Raw genomic sequence first — 19,119 nt, forward strand, 5'->3', positions numbered from 1 at the left:
GACCAGTCTAGCGCCCCGGGCGCTTAAACCGCGTATACGTGCGCGGCGACTGGACAGACTTCAACCGCACCGCAAGGTTGTTCACCTCGGCCACGCGGTGGCGGCCGAGGGCGTAGTCCGCCACCGTGATCACCACGCCGACGGAGACGACGGCGCCGGCCACCCCGAACATGGGTGCCATGGTCATTGAGGCGAGCATCATGCCGTAGACGGTCGAGCCGACGCCCGTTCCCCCGTCAAAGGAGATGTTCCACATGGCGGACGCCTCGGACGCCTTCGACTTGGGCAGGCGGTAGAACAGCAGGGTGAGGGACTCGTTTTGTACGGCGCCGAAGCCCGCGCCGTACAAGAACGCTGCGACCACGAGCCACCACACGGAGGCCTCCTGCCACAGCACGACGGCGATGAGGAGGATGCCGGCCGCGGCGTAAATTTGGAACGGGATCAGCACGGTTCCCGGGATCCCGCGGCGGTCGAGGACGATGCCGGCGTAGTAGCGGGAGATCATTGCGGCAAGGTTGAGCACGGCCAACAGCACCCCGCCGAACGCCGCCCCGGCGGCCGGGTCGAGGTCGCGCACGCTGACCGGCAGGAAGTTGGTCACCGCTCCGTAGGCGGTGGTCACCAGCGTCAGCGCCAGCATGGGCACGGCCACGAGCCGCCACAGAGGCACGCGTACCGACGTCAGGTCGGCGGTGTTCGGGTCCGCTTTGGGGATGGCGGGGATGCGCACGCACACTGCGAGGCCAACGAGCCCGATGGCCGTGGCCAGGGCGTACACCGGCACGTACCCGACAAGCTCGGCGAGCGCCAGGCCGGACGGCAGGGCCACCATCTGCGAGAATCCGACGCTGAGCCCGAAGATGCCGGTGGTGCGCCCCAGCAGGCGGAGGGGAACCAGCTCGGTGATGATCGCCGCCTCCGCCACCGACAGGGCGCCGAAGCCCACCCCTCGGATGACGCTGACGGTGAGCACGATGGCGGGGTCCATCCCCAGCGCGTACCCGATGGCGGGGACGCCGAGCAGGAGCGAAGCACAGGCGATCACGGCGCGGTACCCGAAGCGCCGCAGCAACCGGGGCACGAACACCTGCGTGAGCACCGTGGCGGCCATGAACGCACCCGTGGAACCGCCGGCGAGCGCCTCGGAGCCGCCCGCGTCCAGCACCGCCGTGGGTACGACGGGCAGGAGCAGGGACCACGCGCCGAAGGCGGCGGCGACGGCGATCAGCGTCGGCACGAGCCCACGGGCGCGCCACGGCGACGTTACGGAATTAACTTCTTCCGGGGTGAGCACGCCCCGGCTGCGGACGCGATCCATCTATCCCATCGCCCTCGCCATGGACACGAAGGCCACCACCAGCGCGATCGCCGCGGCGACGGCAAGCACGGCGGCGACCACCTTGCTGCCGTTGGTATAGGCGGACCACACGCCTCCGATGAGCAGTCCGGCGACGAGGAAGCACACCAGCACCCACATACCGCCGGCGACGCTGAAACTGTGGGATCCTTGGGACTCGTGCGGCATTTACAGCGCGCCCTTCGTGCTGGGCACGCCGGTGAGGCGCGTGTCCCGCTCGAGGGCCTGCCGGAGCGCTCGGGCGACGGCCTTGTACTCGGCCTCGGTGATGTGGTGCGGGTCGCGGCCGTAGCGCACGTTGAGGTGCAGCGTGATGCGGGCGTTGTACGCCAGGGTTTCGAAGAAGTGGCGGTTGATCACGGCGGCGTAATGTCCGCCGATGACCTGCCATGCCATGGCGTCGGGCTCCCCGTTGCCCACGAAGTAGGGGCGGCCCGAGAAGTCCACGACGGCTTCCACCAGCGTCTCGTCCATCGGCAGCAGCGCGGACCCGAACCGGCGGATGCCCTCCTTGTTGCCGACGGCGTCAGCCAGCGCCCACCCGAGGGTGATCGCCGTGTCCTCGATCGTGTGGTGGGCATCGATGTGGGTGTCGCCTGTGGCGTGGACCTTGAGGTCAAAGGCCCCGTGGGTGCCGAAGGCGGTGAGCATGTGGTCGAAGAACGGCAGGCCGGTGGTGACATCCACGGTCCCCGTGCCGTCGAGCCCGATCTCGACGGTGATGTCGGATTCCTTGGTCGTCCTGGTTGCGCTACCTCGCCTGTCGCTCATCAATGATCTCCTTCGCAGCCTGCAAAAATTCGGTGTTCTCCGCGTCGAGCCCGATGGTCACGCGCAAGTGCCCCGCGACGCCGACGTCGCGGATGAGCACGCCCCGATCAAGGAACGCCTGCCACGCGGCGTGCGCGTCCTCGAAGTGGCCGAAGAACAGGAAGTTCGATTCACTCGGCACGACATCGTAGCCCATCTCGCGCAGCGCCGCCTCGACCCTCCCGCGCTGCTGGGCGAGCTTGCCGACGCCCGCCAGTGTCTCCTCCGAGTGGCGCAGCGCCACCCGCGCCGCCGCCTGGGTGAGCACCGAGAGGTGGTACGGCAAGCGCACGAGCATCACGGCCTCGACAAACGCGGGCGCGGCCACGAAGTAGCCCAGGCGTGCCCCGGCGAAGTCGAACGCCTTCGACATGGTCCGGCTGACTACGAGCTTCGACGGGTACGCCTCCACCAGGCCCACGGCCGAGGGCGACGGGGAGAACTCCGCGTAGGCCTCATCGACGATCACGATGCCCGGCGCCGCCTCGATGATCCGCTCGACGTCAGCCAGTGGCGTCACGTCCCCGGTCGGGTTGTTCGGGGTGGTCACGAACACCACGTCCGGGCGGTGCTGCTCAATCGCGCGCAGCGCGGCATCCATGTCGATGCGGAAATCCTCCCCGCGGGGCACCGCGAGGAACTCGGTCTGCGTGCCGGCAGAGAGGATCGGGTGCATGGAGTAGCTCGGGGTGAAACCCATCGCCGTGCGCCCAGGTCCGCCGAACGCCTGCAGCAGTTGCTGCAGCACCTCGTTCGAGCCGTTGGCGGCCCACACGTTGTCCTGGGTGACCTGCACGCCCGTCTGGCGCGTCACGTAGGCGGCCAGGTCGGTGCGCAGCTCGACGGCGTCGCGCTCCGGATAGCGGTTGAGCGTGGGGGCGAACGTGGATATTTCGGCCACGAGGTCGTCGACAAGCTCCTGCGACGGCGGGTACGGGTTCTCGTTCGTGTTCAGCGCGATGGGGACCTCGAGCTGGGGCGCGCCGTAGGCCGACTGGCCGCGCAGCTCGCCGCGCAGGGGCAGCTGGTCCATGCCGGTGTCTGCGGCGACGGTATTGTCCGCGAAATTCATCTCTGGGTCCTTTGCTTACAATCCGCGGGCCTTGATGGCCTCGCCGTGGGCGGGCAGCTGCTCATCGGCGGCGAGGACGACGATGTGCGGGCCGATCTCTTTGAGCGCGGCCTCGTCGTACTCGATGAGGTTGACGGGCTTGAGAAAGGTGTGGGTGGACAGCCCCGCCGAGAAGCGCGCCGTGCCGGAGGTCGGCAGCACGTGGTTCGAGCCCGCCGCGTAGTCGCCCAGCGGCACCGGCGAGTAGGGGCCGACGAACACCGCCCCGGCGTTGGTGAGCCGGTCGGCCACCTCACGGGCGTTGGCGGTGTGGACCTCGGTGTGCTCCGAGGCGTAGGCGTCGGTCACCGCGACGGCGGCGTCGAGGTCGTCGACCAGCACGATCCCGGACTGCGCGCCGCCGAGCGCGGAGGCCGCGCGCGTGGAGTTGAGCGTCTGGGGTGCCAAGCGCTCAACCTCGGCGTCCACCGCCCGGGCCAGCTCCTCGGAGTCCGTGATGAGCACGCTGGCGGCGTTCTCGTCGTGCTCCGCCTGGGAGATCAGGTCGTAGGCGACGAGGGTGGCGTCGGCCGTGGCGTCGGCAAGCACGGCGATCTCGCTCGGACCCGCCTCAGCGTCGGTGCCGACAACCCCGCCCACCAGACGCTTCGCCGCGGCGACGAACACGTTGCCCGGGCCGGTGACCATGTCCACGGGCTCGAGGCCGTGCGCGTCGTCGCCGTAGGCCAGAAGTGCGATCGCCTGGGCGCCGCCGACCGCCCAGACCTCGGTCACGCCGAGGAGGGCGCAGGCAGCGAGGGTGGTCGGGTGCGGCCAGCCGCCGAACTCCTCCTGCGGCGGTGTGGCGACGACCATGGAGGACGTGCCCGCCTCCTGGGCCGGGATGACGTTCATGAGCACGCTCGACGGGTAGACGGCCTTGCCGCCGGGGACGTACAGACCGACGCGGCCGACCGGGATGAACTTCTCGGTCACCGTCGCCCCCGTGGCCAACTCCACCGTGTGGGGCTGCGGCTTCTGCGCCGCGTGGACGGCGCGGATCCGCCCCGCCGCGACGTCGAGCGCCTCGCGGACCTGGGGATCGAGCGCGCCCAGGGCCGCGGCGATGACGTCGTCCGGGACGCGCACGGAGCCCGGCCGCACCTGGTCGAACTTCTCCCCGTACTCCAGCGCCGCCTCCGCCCCGCGGTCCCGGACGTCGCTCACGATCGGCGTCACCGCCGGCAGGACAGAGGCGACGTCCATCCCGCCCCGGGGCAGGACGCGGCGCAGCTCGGCGGTCGAGGGAGTGCGGCCCCGCAGGTCGGTCATGTGCAGCATCGTGGTCTCCTGAGCGTGTTGAGTCTGTGTCGCACCATTGTATTCGCAGCCCCGGGCCCGCGATGCTTTACCCGGTTGGCGCCTCCGCATATGCTCGACGCATGCGGCCACCGGGTGTCTGCCGGACCAATAACGACACCTCGCAACGGAACTCTTTAAGGAAACGGAGGCCGAGATGGGCAAGCACGAAGCACCCGGCGACCTCCCCTGGGGCACGGGAGGGTCCGCTCAGCCGGGCGAAGTGACGCTGGCCCGCGTCACCGACGCGCTGCACAGCCTGGGACTCGACGCGGTGGGCGGGCTGGAAAGCATCGAGCGCGCCGACCGCATTGTCGTCCCCGCCTACGCGTTCATCGCGGCGCTGTGGATCTCCTATGACAAGCCGCTCACGCTCGTCGCCGATTTCTCCGAGCGCATCCCCACCGATTTCTCGCTGTCGGCGGGGGTGGCCACGTTCATTAACGAGTGGAACCGCGACAAGGTCGGGCCCACGGCCTCCTACCGCCTGCTGGATTCCGGCGACCTCGGGGTGAGCCTGCGCTACGGCATGCGCACCCGTTGCGGCATGACGGACGAGCAGCTCATCGCCGAGCTTGCCGACGCCTTCGAGCACGCGGCCGCGTTCTTCACGCAGTTCCGGCACCGGTTCCTCCCCGTCGAGTTCGACCATCCCCTGCCCCCCGCGCTCGCCCGCGCGCAGGACACCGAGGCGCTGCTCGGCCGCCACCCGGCGGAGCGCCACCTCCCGCGCGGGGAGCACCGCGATGTCGACGACATCCACGACGTGCCCGACACGTACCTGCGCCTTGACGACGACCCCGTGGAGGCGGTCGACCTCGCCGCGCTGGAAGACAGCCTGGAGATGCTCGATTTCGCCTACGCGGTGGCGAACCTGTCCGACGACGACGTCATCACCACCGGGGTCAACGGCATCGCCTTCGGCGTGTGCATCGACGCCGGCCGCTACGCGCGGGTGACCGCCATGTGGGACACCGGCGCGGACACCCTGGACGGGTTTTTAAACCCGTGGCTCGTGTGCAACGACCTCAACGAGGAGTCCACGGGGATGCGCGCCTACCTGCTGGACAACGACGGGGACCTGCACCTGCACGTGGAGACTACCTGCCTGGTCTCCGAGGGGCTCACGGCCGAGCAGCGCCACAACTACGTGATTACGTCGTTCGTGTCGCTGCTCGGCGCCGTCGACCGGATCACCTCCGAGATGAGGGGCCACTCCGCCGTGCGGTGGCCCGAGCCCGGGGAGTAGGAGGGGCGCTATCCGGTGGCGGGTTCGGCGGCGTCCCGGCCACGCAGTTCGTCAACAAGCGTGAGCGCGTAGAACATCAAGGCCGCGACGAACGGCCCCGCCAGCCAGCCCACCCCGGGCGACAGCGGCGGGACGAAGGTGAAACTGCCCTGCGCGGTATGCGGGTCGGGGGTGCCGAAGCCGGCGGACCAACCGCCGAACGTGTACACAGCGAACGCCGCCGCGCCTGCGCACGCGATGACCCACAGCAGGGCGCCAATGCCAGCGAGCCCGCGCAGGTACGCCACGGCAGCGATCACCAGCCCAAGGCCGGCGCACACGAGGGCGAAGCCTCCGAAGGAGGCGAACTCCACGTTCGGCGGGCTCGCGACCTGGTCCACCACGTAGGCCTCACCCTCGAAGGAACCCACGTAGCCGGGCCGCATAAGACCCCACGCCACCCCGGCCACCGAGCCGGCGGCAAGCGCTATGACCAGCAGTTGGGCCCACAGCCCGGGTGTTGATGCGCGCCGAGTGCGGGCACCTAGTTGCACAGCTTCCAGCGCCCGTCCTCGCGCTCGAAGATCTGGGTCTGCGTCTCCGAGCCGTTTTGGTTGGTCACCGTGGCGGTGGCGGAGGCGCGGTTGCCCTCGACCTTGACGTCGGAGACGGTGACGTCGCTGTGCGGGAGGTCCAAGCCCTGACCGGCCTCGGCCTGCATCCGCGCGGCCTGCTCGATCTGGTCGAGGGTGTAGCCGGAGCGCTGCATCTCGGCGCGCACCGGGTCGGTGACCTTGCGGCAGGAGTTGTCCAGCAGCACGCGGGTCCACTTCTCGGGGCTCGGGGGGTTCAACGACGCGTACAACGTGTCCTGCATCTGCTGGCGGTCCGCGTCGGACCCCTGCGTGCCGCCCTGGAGGGGCTGGTGGGTGGGGACCTGGAAGTTCGGATCGTCGAACGGGTTTGACAGCCCCTGGCCAGCCGCGCCTGCGCCGGCCGCCACCGCCGGGTCCTGCGGTTCCGCACCCGCCGTCGTGGGCTCCGCGCTCGTGCTCTCGGAGGGCGAGGGCTCCCCGGAGGTGACGGTGCTGGTGTGCGTCGAGGTCTCCGTGGCGGTGGCGTGCACCACCGTGTCGGCTTCCTCCTCGGACCCGCAGGCTGTGAGAGACAACGCGAGGGCGATCGTGGATACCGCGGAAACCGCGCAAGCCTTGGTGGAAATCTTCACTGCTTCAACTCTCCTTACATGGTCTTTGTAGATGGTAGCAGCGCGTTCCTGACCACGATGTCTGCGCGAGGTGACAGTTTTCTGATTACTCGCTGTGAGATGCGCGTCGCCGGCAGCCAGTAGCTCCCAGAGCCCCCCAGTTGCTCCCCGGTAGGATTTTTACCCATGCAGTTGTCACGCGAGTCCATCAGCCACGCCGCGTTGGGCATCCTCGACACCTACGGCCTGGCCGACGTGACCATGCGGCGTGTCGCCTCCACGCTCGGGGTCGCCCCCGGTGCCCTCTACTGGCACATCGAGAATAAGCAGGAGCTCATCTCGGCCATCGCCACGCTCATCGTGGGCTCGCTTGTCGACGCCCCCGGCACCGAAACACTCACCCCCGACGAGTTGTGCGCGCGGCTGCGGGGCGTGCTGCTCGCGCACCGCGACGGGGCGGAGGTGGTCATCAGCGCCATGTCCCAGCCGGAATCCCCCGTGGCGGCGACCCTGTCGGGGATGATGCTCGAGGCGGTGGAACGTGACGCTGCCGCGCACGGCGCCAACGAGGGGGCGTCGGCAAGCGCGCTGCGGGCGGCGGCCGACGGGCTGCTGTACCTGACCCTGGGCGCGGCCACCGTCCACCAGTCGGCGGCGCAGCTCGCGCAGGCGACGGGTGATGCGACGGGTGATGCGGCGGGCGAAGTGGTGGCTGTCGGCGCCGCCGACGACGTCGGCACCGCCACCTCGTTCCTGCTCGCGGGCCTGCGCTCGACCCTGAACTAGCTGCGCGACCGCACGCTGCGTCACCGCGGCGATGCTGCGATACCATTGGCTCCCATGACTGACGTGAGCGCACAGCCCAGAGTGCCCAACGAAACCGCAGCCGATGTCGTGGTGTGGCCCGGATCGGCCTACCCGCTCGGATCCACTTACGACGGCGCCGGAACCAACTTCGCGGTCTTTTCCGCGGTGGCCGATAAAGTGCAGCTCTGCCTGATTGACAGGCAAGGCGTGGAAACGCGCATCGATCTCGAGGAAGTGGACAACTTCGTCTGGCACGCCTACCTTCCCGGCGTGACCCCCGGAACCCGCTACGGCTACCGCATTCACGGCCCGTGGGACCCCCAGAACGGCAAGCGCTGCGACCCGAGCAAGCTGCTCGTCGACCCGTACGCCCGCGCCTTCGACGGCGAGTTCGACGGTGATTCCTCCCTGTTCTCCTACGACATCTACGCCGATGAGCCCGGCGCGGGCCGCAACGAGGAGGACTCGCTCGGCCACACCATGCTCTCGGTGGTGATCAACCCCTTCTTCGACTGGGGCGACGACCGCTCTCCCCGCATCCCGGACGAGGAAACCATCATCTACGAGTGCCACGTCAAGGGCATGACCCAGACCCATCCGGACGTGCCGGAGTCCATGCGCGGAACGTACGCGGGTATGGCGCACCCGGCCGTCATCGACTACCTGAAGGATTTGGGTGTCACCTCAATCGAGCTTCTGCCCGTGCACCAGTTCCTGCAGGACGACCGCCTGCGCGACCTCGGCCTGCGCAACTACTGGGGCTACAACACCTTCGGGTTCTTCGCACCCCAGCAGGACTACGCGGCTTCGGAGAAGCCCAGCGACGTCGTCGCGGAGTTCAAGGGGATGGTGCGCGCCTACCACGAGGCGGGCATGGAGGTCATCCTGGACGTGGTGTACAACCACACCGCCGAGGGCAACCACCTCGGCCCCACCATCGCGTTCCGCGGCATCGACAACGAGGCCTACTACCGGCTTGTCGACGGCGACAAATTCCACTACATGGATTACACGGGCACCGGCAACTCCTTTAACGTGCGCGACCCGCACTCGCTGCAGCTGATCATGGACTCCCTACGCTACTGGGTCTCCGAGATGCACGTCGACGGCTTCCGCTTCGACCTCGCCTCCACCCTGGCCCGCGAGTTCTCCGACGTCGACCGCCTCGCAACCTTCTTCGACCTGGTGCAGCAGGACCCGATCGTCTCCCAGGTCAAGCTCATCGCCGAGCCCTGGGACGTCGGTGAGAACGGCTACCAGGTGGGCAACTTCCCGGCGTTGTGGAGCGAGTGGAACGGCAAGTACCGCGACACCATGCGCGACTTCTGGCGCGGTGAGCCGTCTACCCTCGGCGAGTTCGCCTCGCGGCTGACCGGCTCCTCCGACCTCTACCAGCACAACGGGCGCCGCCCGACGGCCTCTATCAACTTCATCACCGCCCACGACGGGTTCACCCTGAACGACCTCGTGTCCTACAACGAGAAGCACAACGAGGCCAACATGGAGGATTCCCGCGACGGCGAGAGCCACAATCGCTCGTGGAACTGCGGCGTGGAGGGCCCAACGGATGATCCGGAGATTAACCAGCTGCGTGCCCAGCAGCGCCGCAACTTCCTCACCACACTCCTGCTGTCCCAGGGCACGCCGATGATCGCCCACGGCGACGAGTTCGCCCGCACCCAGGGCGGCAACAACAACGTCTACTGCCAGGACAACGAGATCGCCTGGATGAACTGGGACCGCCTGGACGAGGCCGAGGAACTCCACGACTTCACGCGCCGGCTCATCGCCATCCGCAAACAGCATCCGGTGTTCCGCCGGCGCCGCTTCCTCGAGGGTGGCGCCCTGGGCAACGACGTGGTCGACCGTGAGATCGCGTGGCTGGTGCCGTCGGGCAAGCTGATGAAGCGCGAGGACTGGGACTTCGCCTTCGGCAAGGCGCTGATGGTCTACCTCAACGGCAACGCGATTACGGAGCCGGATCGCCGCGGCCAGCGCGTCTCCGACGACTCGTTCATCCTCATGTTTAACGCGCACTTCGAGGCCATTGAGTTCACGTTGCCGGACAAGTGGCTGGGTTCGAAGTGGGAGGTGCTCATCGACACCACCGAGCCACTGGGCTACCCGGTGGACAAGGAGGCGCTCGACGCGGGAGCGACCATCAGCGTTCCGGCGCGTTCCACGGTCGTGCTCAAGCAGATTGAGCCCCCGGTGCTCGACGACCGGGAAAACGCTGGGAGCGCGGAAAACGCTGGGAGCGCTGGGAGCGCTGAAAGCGCAGAGAGCCCCGAGAACGAGGATCGCGGCGAAGAGGAGTGAGTGTGGAATCCGCGGATAACGCTCCCGCCCTGCCCGCAGGGGATGCCTTAAGCACCAACGGGGCGACGATTTTCGCCGACGGCGCCACGCTCGTGGCACGTCCCACGCCGTTGCGCGCGGCTCTCACCGGCTCCGCGGCGGATGTCCGCATCGACGCCTCCGCCCTTGCCGGTGTCCGTGTCAACGACGGTGACGCCTACCGCGGCGCCGTGTGCGACGTCGAGCACTCGGACGGAACGCTGGTGGTGCGGTTTGTGCCGGGCGACACTGCCGGCCCGCAGCAGCTCGATGAGCTCGTCCAGGCGCTGCGTTCCGGCCGGATCCCCGACTCGACCTCCGCCAGTGGCGGTGCCGGCGCCGGTGACGGCGACGGAGCAAGCGCCGGCATCCCGGGATTCGACCTCGTGGGCTTCGATGTGGAGACGGCGAACCAGAACTGGGGGTCTATCTGCCAGATCGGCCTGGTGAGGGTGATCGACGGCGTGGAGGTGAAACGAGCCTCGTGGCTGTGCACTCCCCCGAAGGGGATGGATCAGTTCGATCCATCCAACGTGGCTATCCACGGCATCTCCGCCGAGGATGTGGCGGGGCAGCCGTCAGTGGCGCAGCGGATTGACCAGCTCGTCGACTTCGTCGGCGACCTGCCGCTCGTGGCGCACAACGCGCAGTTCGATGCCACAGCCCTGCGCGACGCGTGCCGCGCGGTCGGCCGGGACATCCCGACCGTGATGTTCGCCTGCACCCTCGCGCAGTCTCGGGCGGCGAAGCTGGACGTGGCCAACCACCGCCTGCCCACCCTCGCCGAGAAGTTCGGCGTCGGGCTGGACAACCACCACGACGCGTGCGAGGACGCCGCCGCGTGCGCGGGCATCATGGTGGGGCTGGCGCGCGACGCCGGGCACGAAGGCAGCCTCATGAGTTACGTCCACTCGACGGGGTTTTCCATGGGGGTGATCGCGCCCGAGCGGGTCACCCCGGTGCTGCGCGACCGCTCCGGGGCCGCCCGCGCGCTCCAGGCCGAGCTGGCCCACGGCGGCGTGGTCACCCCGCGCGGCAGCAACCAGCACTCCCCCGCCGCGGACGGTTCGCCCGCAACCGCCGCCGATTCCTCCCGGCCCGGCGCGCGGACGGCGCCCTCCGGCGAGCAGGAGCGCTCCGCCCGCGGGCCCGCCCCGTGGCAGTCGGTGGCAACCCCTGACACCGTCCCGGAGCCGAACCCGGATGCGGACCCGAACGCCCCGCTGTACGGGCACAACGTCACCCTCACCGGCGAGTTCGAGCCCTTTGACAAGGGCCAGCTGTGGGCGGGTATCGCCGACCAAGGCGGCCAGGTGGGCAAGAACGTAACCAAGAAGACGACGATCCTGGTCACCGGCGAGTGGGCGACGACGACAACCAAGGAGAAGCGCGCCCGCGAGCTGATGGACAAGGGCCAAGAGATCGAGATCTGGCCCGCGCAGCGTCTCTTTGACGCGCTCGGGCTGGAGCAGCCGCCGTTCTAGACGGCGGGCGGATGGTTTTCGCCCCGCGCGGGAACCGCGGCGCGGCCGCGGCAGTCTAATGATGCATGACCGCGCCCGCCGCTTCCCGCACCGACCGACCCCACGCCCCCTCCGCGATGTGGGGGGTAACCCCCCGCCTAGTGAGCCGTGTGCGCCCCGCCGGCCGGCCCGGCCGCGCGGGCGCGCGCCCCTGTGTGTCCGAGGATGCCGGGGCCGGGCTGTGGACGGAACCGTCTTTTTCCTCTTCCACCGCGTACGTGGCGCTCTCGCCCCAGCTCGCCGCGGTGATGGTCGACGCGGACGGCCGCGAGGCTAGCCACCAGAGTATCGGCGCGCGCGGGCACAGTGTGCACGCCGCATGGAACATCGCCGCCGACAACGTCCTGGCGGGCGCGACGCGCGACGGCCGCACCGAATTTTGGGTGCGCGACGCAGCCGCCGAGCTCGGCGGCGGGCTCCCGCCCGGGTACCAGCTGCGCGAGGACGACGTCGCGCCGGCGGCGTGGCTCGCCCACCCCCGGTTGTTCAGCGCCGCCCATGCGCACTTCACCGCCATTATCCGCCCCCGGCAAGAGCTGATCTACCTCACGCGCGACTTCCGGGAACTGTTCGTGTTCGACGCGCCGGCGCCCGTGTTCGCGCGCCGGTTCCCCTCCGCCTGCGTATTGCGCTACTCGGTCGGCTTCCCCGTGGTGGTAGCGGGCTGAAACCCCCGGGGGTCCCGAAGACGGTTACTCTTGGACGGCGGAACACCCCCCAGCATAGGAGCAGATGATGCGACGCCCGATCACTTCGACCTACCGCCTCCAGCTGCGCGGACCGCACGCCGACCCCGCCGGAAGGAAGTTCGGTTTCGCGGAGGCCGCGGAGCAGGTCCCCTATCTGCGCTCCCTCGGCGTGTCGCATCTGTACCTCTCGCCCATCTTCACCGCCGTGAAGGAGTCGAACCACAACTACGACGTCACCGACCCCACGGTGGTCAACCCGGAGCTCGGCGGGATCGAAGGGCTGCGCGAGCTGGCGGCGGCCGCGCACGAGGCGGGCCTGGGCATCGTGCTCGACATCGTGCCCAACCACCTGGGCGTGGAAACCCCGCGCCTGAACCGCTGGTGGTGGGATGTGCTCAAGCACGGCCAGGAATCCGAGTTCGAGTCCTTCTTCGACATCGACTGGCACGAGGACAACGGCGCCGGCGGCCGGCTCGGCCTGCCCGTGCTCGGCGCCGAGGGCGACGAGGACAAGTTCGAGCTGGTCCACCTCGACGAGATCGACGAGGACGTGCTCAAGTACTACGACAATTACTTCCCACTGGATCCGGAGAGCTATTCCTCGCTTGACGACGACCCGGTGGACGTCTACTCGCGCCAGCACTACCGCCTCATGTTCTGGCGCGACGGGGTGATCTCGTACCGCCGCTTCTTCTCCGTCAACGGCCTCGCCGGTATCCGCCAGGAGGATCCGCTGGTGTTCGAGCAGACGCACCGCATCCTGCGCCAGCTCATCGCGGAAGACCTCATCGACGGCATCCGCGTGGACCACCCCGACGGCCTGGCCGACCCGTTTGACTACCTCACCCGCCTGCGCGACCTCATCGGCGATGACCGGTGGCTGGTGGTGGAGAAGATCCTCGGCGTCAACGAGCCGTTGGATCCCCGCCTGGCGGTCGACGGCACCACCGGATACGACGCGATGCGCGAGTTCGACGGAATCTTCATTGCTCGCGAGGCGGAGGACGCGCTGAGCATGCTGGCGCTGCACCAGTCCGGCTCGACGTGGGACGAGGACGCGATCGAGGCGGCGGAGCACCAGCTCAAGCGCGACGTCGCCGCCTCCGAGCTGGGAGCAGAGATCCGCCGCCTCACCCGCGCGATCCGCCGCGACAACTTCTCCACCGCCGGACACACCGTCTCGGACGAGGATCTGACCACCACCGTCATCGAGCTCGTGGCGGCGATCCCGGTCTACCGGGCGGACTACATCTCCCTGTCGCGCATCACGTCGTCCGTCGTGGCGGAGATGGCCAGGCGCTTCCCGTCCCGTCGCGACGCGCTCGACCTCATCACCGCGGCGCTGCTGGCCAACAGCGAGGCCAAGACGCGCTTCGCCCAGGTGTGCGGCGCCGTGATGGCCAAGGGCGTCGAGGACACCCTCTTCTACCGCGCGTGCCGCCTAGTCGCGCTCCAGGAGGTCGGGGGCGCGCCGGGCCGCTTCGGCGTCTCGGCGGCCGAGTTCCACCTCCTGCAGCAGGAGCGCGCCACCTTGTGGCCGCAGGCGATGACGTCGCTGACCACCCACGACACGAAGCGCTCGGAGGACACCCGCGCGCGGATCATCGAGATCACCGAGGAGGCGAGCGACTTCGCGGAGCTAGCCCGCCAGGTGGCTGCGATCGTGCCCCCGCCGGACTCCGCCACGGGCCACTTCCTCCTGCAGAACATCTTGGGCGTGTGGCCGCACGACGGGGAGATCACCGACGAGCTGCGCCAGCGCCTGCACGACTACGCCATCAAAGCCGTGCGCGAGGCCGGGGTGAAGACGAGCTGGTTCGACCAGGATGCCGCCTTCGAGCAGGCCGTCCTCGACTGGGTGGACGCCCTGCTCTACGGCCCCGTCACCTCCGCCGTTTCCGCGTACGCCCAGCAACTGCACAACGGCGCGATCCAGGTGTCGCTGGGCCGCAAGATGCTGCAGCTCGTAGGCCCCGGCATCCCCGACACCTACCAGGGCCAGGAGTACTTTGACCTGTCGCTGGTGGACCCGGACAACCGCAGGTTCGTGGACTACACCCAGCGCGCCCAGACCCTGGAGCAGTACCTCGACTTCAAGACCGGCAGCGACCGATCCCTCTCGGCGTTCCTCTCGCTCGGCGCAGGCCCGGGGCCCGAAGGGCAGACCGAGGGCAGTGACCAGGTGCCCGCCGGTCCGGCGCTGTACCCGCACCTGCCGGGCATCATCGACCGCGCCAAGCAGACCGTGGTGCGCGAGGCGCTGGCACTGCGCCGCGATTACCCCGACGTCTTCCTCACGGGCGAGCACCAGCCGGTCTTCGCGGTGGGCGAAGCCGAGTCGCACCTGGTGGGCATCGCGCGCGGCGACAGAGACGTCCGCGGCGCCTCCGGGTTGGGCATTATCGCGCTCGCCACCCGGCGCCCGCTCTCCCTGGAGCGTCGCGGCGGATGGGGCGAAACGACGGTCACACTGCCCGAGGGAACGTGGGTCGACCGCATGTCGGGGCTGACCTTCGAGGGCACGGTGCCGGTCAAGGACGTTCTGGCAGTGCTGCCCACGGCCCTGCTCGTTTCCTCCAAGCTCATCAGCGGCTACCCGTGGCACCCGTGAACAACGACACGATCGCCCGGCTCGGCTCCACGTACTTCGCGTGGGTAAACGCCCACCCAGAGGCGGCGACGGCGTTCCAGCAGGCGTTGGTCGAGCTGCTTGGCGACGCCGGCGTGAACTACGACCGCGTCGACGTCCGCATCAAATCGTGGCCGTCGCTCAAAGCGAAGGCCCGCAAGCAGCGCGACGGCGCGCCGGTCTACCCCGACCCGTGGAACGACATCCGCGACATCATCGGGGCGCGGATCACCGTGCTGCACTCCACCGAGATCCCTGCGGTGCTGAAGCTTGTGGCGGACGAGTTCGAGGTGCTGCGCAGCGTCGATAAGGCGCAGGAGACGCGCGTGGCCGGCGGGTTCGGGTACGGCTCCCACCACGTCGTCCTGCGCGTGACCGAGAAGTCCGAGAACCTGGAGTCCTACGCCGGCACCCAGTTCGAGGTGCAAATCCGCACGGTGCTGCAGCACGCGTGGGCGGAGTTCGAGCACGACATCCGCTACAAGCGCTCGGGCGAGGCAACGGACCCGCAGATCGACCGGGCGTTCACGCTGGCCGCCGGGCTCATCGAGCTGGCGGACCAGCAGTTCGACAAGATCGCGAGCATCAACAACCCCCACCACACGGTGGACACCGGGGTGGACGCGGAGCTCGCCCCCGAGACCCTGCCCGGGGTGCTCACGGTCCTTCTGGGCAACCGCTTCCCCCTGTCGCGCCCGAGCGATTACCGCTTCCTCATGGAGCTGTTGCGCGCCCACGGCATTGAGACGCTGTCGCGTCTGACGGAGGTGGTCGACGCCGCCGACGTGGAGGCCGTGGAAAACGTGATGGATTACGCGTTCGTGCCCGGCCAGGTCCGCATCATCGACGACATCCTGCTCAACCGCTTCGGCGCCGCGCACATCGAGCGCACCGCCGAGGCGGGCAACCGGCCGAAGATGCGGCGCTCGCGGCTGGGGACACGCCTTGCTGCGCTGCGGGAGGGACGCGGCTAGAACGTCACAGTCCGCGCAGCCGTCACAGTCGTTACAGCCCGCGCAGCCGGTCGATGGCGCGGCGGTCCTTCTTCGTGGGCCGGCCGGCGCCGCGGTCGCGCACCGGCAGCGAGGCGAAGATGTCGCGCGGGGGCGGCGGCGGGGATTTGTCCACGTACATCGTGCTCGCCACCGGGGCGCCGACGCGTTTGCGCACGGTGCCGGTGACTTCGAACTCGAGGTAGCGGTGGTCTTTCCACACCCGCACGTGGTCGCCCGGAACCACCTGGGCGGCGGGCTTCGCCGGCGCTTCGTTGAGCTTGACGTGCCCGGCGCGGACGGCGTCGGCGGATTGGGAGCGGGTCTTGAAAATGCGCACCGCCCACAGCCACACGTCGAGGCGGACGGGCGCGGAATCGGGGGCTGTCATAAAGGGTCTAGTAATTGTCCCGGTGGTTGACGATCTTTTGGACCTTGTTGTAGTTCACGTACCCGCCGATGACGCCGACGATCAGGCCGAGGATCAAGATGGTGAAGGAAAACGGGCTGCCCAGCAGGAACCCGAGAGCCACGCCCCCGACGGCGCCGCCGCCGGCCCACGCAACGGCGTTGCGGGAGTAGGTGCGCACCGCCTGCTTGCGCGCTTCGATCGGGTTGTTCGGGCGAGGCTGCAATGTCATGGTGCCAAGCTTAGCGGTCCCCGTCCACCTCTACATCCACCTCTACATCCACCTCCACACCCACCTCCACCCAGTCGTGCCCGGCGCTTCTCGCCTGGGCTGCGCCGTGGGTGGCTGCGGCTACAACGGCGTCTACGCGCGCGGCCTCGCCGGGGTCGAACGCGAGGGTGTAGCGCGCCGCCGCCGCGTAGTCGATGGCGACGACGTCGATGCCGGCGCGGCGCAGCTCGGACTCGACGCGCCCGGCCTCGGCATGCGGGAGGGACACCGTGGACAGCTCCCGGACGCGGCGGCGCACCCGGGGCACCAGCTCGGTGGCCCCCGCCGCCGCGTTCGAGTACGCGTGGACGAGCCCGCCCGCGCCGAGCTTGATGCCGCCGAAGTAGCGCGTCACCACTGCCGCCACATCCCGCATGCCGGAGCCGCGCAGCACGTCGAGCATGGGGGTGCCCGCGGTGCCGGAGGGTTCCCCGTCGTCGGAGGAGCGCTCGATCGGGTGCGTGGCGCCGCCGTCGACGATAAACGCGCTGCAGTGGTGTCGGGCGTCGGGGAACGCGGCGCGGGCGGCGTCGACAAGCTCGCGCGCCTGCGCCTCGTCCTCCGCGCGGGCGACCCAGGCGATGAACCTGGAGCGCTTGATCTCCAGCTCGTAGGTCACCGGCGGGCCGGCGGCGGGCCGATCATACGGAGGCGGAATGTTTGGCATGGTGGCCCCCGATGTTACTACTGTTGTCACCATGTCTTTACCCGAACAATTCGAGGTCTGGGCACCGTTTGCGCACGACGTCCGATTGCTAGTCGACGACGCCGAGCACCCCATGTCCCCCGACCCGACCCGCAGCGGCTGGTGGGTCCTCGCACCCGAGATCGCCGCCCCGCGCGATGGCCAGCGCTACGCCTACCGGCTTTTCGACGGCACCGACTGGACCAAGGCGCTGCCCGACCCCCGCACACGCCGCCAACCAGACGGGGTGCACGGCGCCTCCGCCATCGTGGACTCCGACTTTCCCTGGACGGACGACGCGTGGCGGGGACGGCACCTGCGCGGCCAGGTGATCTACGAGCTGCACGTGGGCACGTTCACCGCCGAGGGCACCTTCGAGGCGGCCGCCGGCAAGCTGGATTACCTGCTTGACCTCGGGATCAACTCCATCGAGCTCATGCCCGTCCAGCCGTTCGGCGGCGAGCGCAACTGGGGGTACGACGGCGTGGACTGGTTCGCGGTCCAGGAATCCTACGGCGGCCCGCGCGGGCTGAAAAAGCTTGTCGACGCCGCGCACAACCGGGGCATCGCCGTCATCCTCGACGTGGTGTACAACCACTTCGGGCCCGACGGCAACTACAACGGCATGTTCGGCCCGTACACGACGGCCGGCAGCACCGACTGGGGCGACGTGGTCAACCTCTCCGGCCCCGCCTCGGACGAGGTGCGCGCCTACATCCTGGACGCGGTGCGGCAGTGGCTCGACGAGTTCCACCTCGACGGGCTGCGCCTCGACGCCGTGCACGCCTACGACGACCGCCGCGCCTACTCCATCATGGAGGAGATCCGCCGCGTGTCCGACTCCGTCGCCGGGCAGACCGGGATTCCGCGCACCATCATCGGGGAGACCGATCAAAACGACCCCCGCATTGTCAACGACGAGTCCGTCGGCGGCTACGGTCTCTCCGCTCAGTGGCTTGACGACGTCCACCACTGCATCCACACCCTGGTCAGCGGCGAGCGGCACGCGTACTACGTCGACTTCGGCACCGTCGACATCCTCGCCGATACCCTGCGCCACGCCTACAGGTTCCGCAACACCTTCTCGGAGTTCCGGCGCCGCACCCACGGCCGCCCCCTCGACCTGTCCCAGATCGGCCCGTGGCGGATGATCACCTACACCACCACCCACGACCAGACGGGCAACCGGGCGGCCGGGGACCGGCCGTCGCAAAGCTTGACGGCGGCCCAGCAGCTGCTCAAGGCGGCCGTGGTGCTGTGCTCCCCGTTCACCCCGATGCTGTTCATGGGCGAGGAGTACGGGGCGCGCACCCCCTTCCCCTTCTTCTGCTCGCACACGGACGAGGAGCTCAACCGGCTCACCCGCGAGGGCCGCTTCACCGAGTTCGCCCGCCTCGGCTGGAACCCGGAGGACGTGGCGGACCCCGCCGACCCGGCGACGTTCTACTCGGCGAAGCTGTCGTGGGAGTTCGACCGGGACCAGGACGAAATCTTCGAGGCGTACCAGGCGCTCATCGGGTTGCGCGAGCAGTACGATTTCGCCCTCGACGACCTGCGCGAACTGGAGGTGGACAACTCGGACGCCTGGCTGACGATGGGCTACAAGGACGTGTTCCTCGCCGCCAACTTCACCGACGCGCCCGTCACGGTGCCCCACGGCGGCACGCTGGTGTACTCCTTCGGCGACCCGACCGTGACCGCCGAGGAGACGGTGCTCGAGCCGTGGGGGTTCGCGCTCGTCGAGCGCTAGCCGGTGCCGGGC

18 protein-coding genes are annotated in these 19,119 nt (G+C 69.1%); 8 read left to right on the forward strand and 10 right to left on the reverse strand.

From position 1 onward, the window contains the following. Positions 1-7 precede the first annotated feature (7 nt). Genes BLS40_RS04315 through hisD form a run of 5 tightly spaced genes read right to left on the reverse strand, consistent with a single transcriptional unit; the run spans position 8 to position 4,562 of the window. Positions 8-1,321, reverse strand: a complete 1,314-nt coding sequence (locus BLS40_RS04315) for an MFS transporter (RefSeq protein ID WP_092149252.1) — start codon at positions 1,319-1,321, stop codon at positions 8-10. Next, positions 1,322-1,528 (reverse strand): hypothetical protein, encoded by a 207-nt coding sequence (locus tag BLS40_RS10945; RefSeq protein WP_157672439.1) that lies wholly within the window; start codon positions 1,526-1,528, stop codon positions 1,322-1,324. It abuts the gene before it with no gap. Further along, positions 1,529-2,131 (reverse strand): imidazoleglycerol-phosphate dehydratase HisB, encoded by a 603-nt coding sequence (gene hisB / locus BLS40_RS04320; RefSeq protein WP_092149255.1) that lies wholly within the window; start codon positions 2,129-2,131, stop codon positions 1,529-1,531. It lies immediately after the preceding gene. Continuing rightward, complete coding sequence (locus BLS40_RS04325; protein WP_172807996.1) at positions 2,112-3,242, reverse strand: histidinol-phosphate transaminase; 1,131 nt, start codon at positions 3,240-3,242, stop codon at positions 2,112-2,114. The genes hisB and BLS40_RS04325 overlap by 20 nt, the downstream gene beginning before the upstream one ends. A gap of 15 nt (positions 3,243-3,257) precedes the next feature. Then, entirely contained in the window at positions 3,258-4,562 is a 1,305-nt protein-coding gene (gene hisD / locus BLS40_RS04330) for a histidinol dehydrogenase (protein ID WP_092149258.1), read from the reverse strand. Between the two features lie 175 nt (positions 4,563-4,737). Between hisD and BLS40_RS04335 the strand changes: the two genes are divergently transcribed. Beyond that, a complete protein-coding gene (locus BLS40_RS04335; protein WP_092149261.1) occupies positions 4,738-5,829 on the forward strand; it encodes a YbjN domain-containing protein in 1,092 nt (363 codons plus the stop codon). Positions 5,830-5,837: 8 nt separating this feature from the next. Here BLS40_RS04335 and BLS40_RS04340 read toward each other — a convergent pair whose 3' ends face one another. Both BLS40_RS04340 and BLS40_RS04345 read right to left on the reverse strand, forming a co-directional pair. Continuing rightward, positions 5,838-6,254, reverse strand: a complete 417-nt coding sequence (locus BLS40_RS04340) for a hypothetical protein (RefSeq protein ID WP_092149264.1) — start codon at positions 6,252-6,254, stop codon at positions 5,838-5,840. Between the two features lie 98 nt (positions 6,255-6,352). Next, complete coding sequence (locus BLS40_RS04345) at positions 6,353-7,036, reverse strand: nuclear transport factor 2 family protein (protein WP_092149267.1); 684 nt, start codon at positions 7,034-7,036, stop codon at positions 6,353-6,355. A 165-nt stretch (positions 7,037-7,201) separates the two neighbouring features. Between BLS40_RS04345 and BLS40_RS04350 the strand changes: the two genes are divergently transcribed. The 6 genes from BLS40_RS04350 to BLS40_RS04375 all read left to right on the forward strand — a co-directional run bounded on the left by BLS40_RS04350 (position 7,202) and on the right by BLS40_RS04375 (position 15,974). Next, positions 7,202-7,801: a TetR family transcriptional regulator gene (locus BLS40_RS04350; RefSeq protein ID WP_092149270.1), complete on the forward strand. Its 600-nt coding sequence runs from the start codon at positions 7,202-7,204 to the stop codon at positions 7,799-7,801. 54 nt (positions 7,802-7,855) lie between these two features. Continuing rightward, positions 7,856-10,141, forward strand: coding sequence for a glycogen debranching protein GlgX (glgX, locus tag BLS40_RS04355; protein WP_092149273.1), 2,286 nt, complete (start codon positions 7,856-7,858; stop codon positions 10,139-10,141). Between the two features lie 2 nt (positions 10,142-10,143). Further along, entirely contained in the window at positions 10,144-11,643 is a 1,500-nt protein-coding gene (locus BLS40_RS04360; RefSeq protein ID WP_231908516.1) for an exonuclease domain-containing protein, read from the forward strand. Between the two features lie 140 nt (positions 11,644-11,783). Beyond that, the gene (locus tag BLS40_RS04365; RefSeq protein WP_157672440.1) at positions 11,784-12,350 is read left to right on the forward strand and encodes a hypothetical protein; all 567 of its coding nucleotides are present in this window, start codon (positions 11,784-11,786) and stop codon (positions 12,348-12,350) included. 67 nt (positions 12,351-12,417) lie between these two features. Continuing rightward, complete coding sequence (treY, locus tag BLS40_RS04370) at positions 12,418-14,982, forward strand: malto-oligosyltrehalose synthase (RefSeq protein WP_092152164.1); 2,565 nt, start codon at positions 12,418-12,420, stop codon at positions 14,980-14,982. Continuing rightward, the gene (locus BLS40_RS04375) at positions 14,979-15,974 is read left to right on the forward strand and encodes a GTP pyrophosphokinase (RefSeq protein WP_092149279.1); all 996 of its coding nucleotides are present in this window, start codon (positions 14,979-14,981) and stop codon (positions 15,972-15,974) included. The genes treY and BLS40_RS04375 overlap by 4 nt, the downstream gene beginning before the upstream one ends. Positions 15,975-16,005: 31 nt before the next feature. Here the strand turns inward: BLS40_RS04375 and BLS40_RS04380 are convergent, their stop codons facing one another. The 3 genes from BLS40_RS04380 to BLS40_RS04390 are packed head-to-tail and all read right to left on the reverse strand — an operon-like array spanning position 16,006 to position 17,339. Then, a complete protein-coding gene (locus BLS40_RS04380) occupies positions 16,006-16,383 on the reverse strand; it encodes an RNA-binding S4 domain-containing protein (RefSeq protein ID WP_092149282.1) in 378 nt (125 codons plus the stop codon). Positions 16,384-16,390: 7 nt separating this feature from the next. Then, entirely contained in the window at positions 16,391-16,633 is a 243-nt protein-coding gene (locus tag BLS40_RS04385) for a hypothetical protein (protein WP_092149285.1), read from the reverse strand. Positions 16,634-16,643: 10 nt separating this feature from the next. Continuing rightward, positions 16,644-17,339 carry an IMPACT family protein gene (locus BLS40_RS04390; protein WP_172807997.1) on the reverse strand — a complete coding sequence of 232 codons (696 nt, stop codon included), beginning with the start codon at positions 17,337-17,339 and terminating at the stop codon, positions 16,644-16,646. A 31-nt stretch (positions 17,340-17,370) separates the two neighbouring features. On the opposite strand from BLS40_RS04390, the gene treZ reads away from it, so the two are divergent. Then, complete coding sequence (gene treZ / locus BLS40_RS04395; protein WP_172807998.1) at positions 17,371-19,107, forward strand: malto-oligosyltrehalose trehalohydrolase; 1,737 nt, start codon at positions 17,371-17,373, stop codon at positions 19,105-19,107. Positions 19,108-19,119: the final 12 nt, after the last annotated feature.

Origin of the sequence: Corynebacterium mycetoides, from assembly GCF_900103625.1 — a bacterium.
Lineage (GTDB): Bacteria > Actinomycetota > Actinomycetes > Mycobacteriales > Mycobacteriaceae > Corynebacterium > Corynebacterium mycetoides.

What these genes read in the sequence shown, in the direction of transcription:
- BLS40_RS04335 (WP_092149261.1), top strand. Translation starts at nt 4,738, where the DNA reads ATGGGCAAGCACGAAGCACCCGGCGACCTCCCCTGGGGCACGGGAGGG.
- hisB (WP_092149255.1), bottom strand. Translation starts at nt 2,131, where the DNA reads ATGAGCGACAGGCGAGGTAGCGCAACCAGGACGACCAAGGAATCCGAC.
- BLS40_RS04315 (WP_092149252.1), bottom strand. Translation starts at nt 1,321, where the DNA reads ATGGATCGCGTCCGCAGCCGGGGCGTGCTCACCCCGGAAGAAGTTAAT.
- BLS40_RS04390 (WP_172807997.1), bottom strand. Translation starts at nt 17,339, where the DNA reads ATGCCAAACATTCCGCCTCCGTATGATCGGCCCGCCGCCGGCCCGCCG.
- BLS40_RS04385 (WP_092149285.1), bottom strand. Translation starts at nt 16,633, where the DNA reads ATGACATTGCAGCCTCGCCCGAACAACCCGATCGAAGCGCGCAAGCAG.
- BLS40_RS04350 (WP_092149270.1), top strand. Translation starts at nt 7,202, where the DNA reads ATGCAGTTGTCACGCGAGTCCATCAGCCACGCCGCGTTGGGCATCCTC.
- BLS40_RS04380 (WP_092149282.1), bottom strand. Translation starts at nt 16,383, where the DNA reads ATGACAGCCCCCGATTCCGCGCCCGTCCGCCTCGACGTGTGGCTGTGG.
- treY (WP_092152164.1), top strand. Translation starts at nt 12,418, where the DNA reads ATGCGACGCCCGATCACTTCGACCTACCGCCTCCAGCTGCGCGGACCG.
- BLS40_RS10945 (WP_157672439.1), bottom strand. Translation starts at nt 1,528, where the DNA reads ATGCCGCACGAGTCCCAAGGATCCCACAGTTTCAGCGTCGCCGGCGGT.
- treZ (WP_172807998.1), top strand. Translation starts at nt 17,371, where the DNA reads ATGTCTTTACCCGAACAATTCGAGGTCTGGGCACCGTTTGCGCACGAC.
- glgX (WP_092149273.1), top strand. Translation starts at nt 7,856, where the DNA reads ATGACTGACGTGAGCGCACAGCCCAGAGTGCCCAACGAAACCGCAGCC.
- BLS40_RS04340 (WP_092149264.1), bottom strand. Translation starts at nt 6,254, where the DNA reads ATGCGGCCCGGCTACGTGGGTTCCTTCGAGGGTGAGGCCTACGTGGTG.
- BLS40_RS04325 (WP_172807996.1), bottom strand. Translation starts at nt 3,242, where the DNA reads ATGAATTTCGCGGACAATACCGTCGCCGCAGACACCGGCATGGACCAG.
- hisD (WP_092149258.1), bottom strand. Translation starts at nt 4,562, where the DNA reads ATGCTGCACATGACCGACCTGCGGGGCCGCACTCCCTCGACCGCCGAG.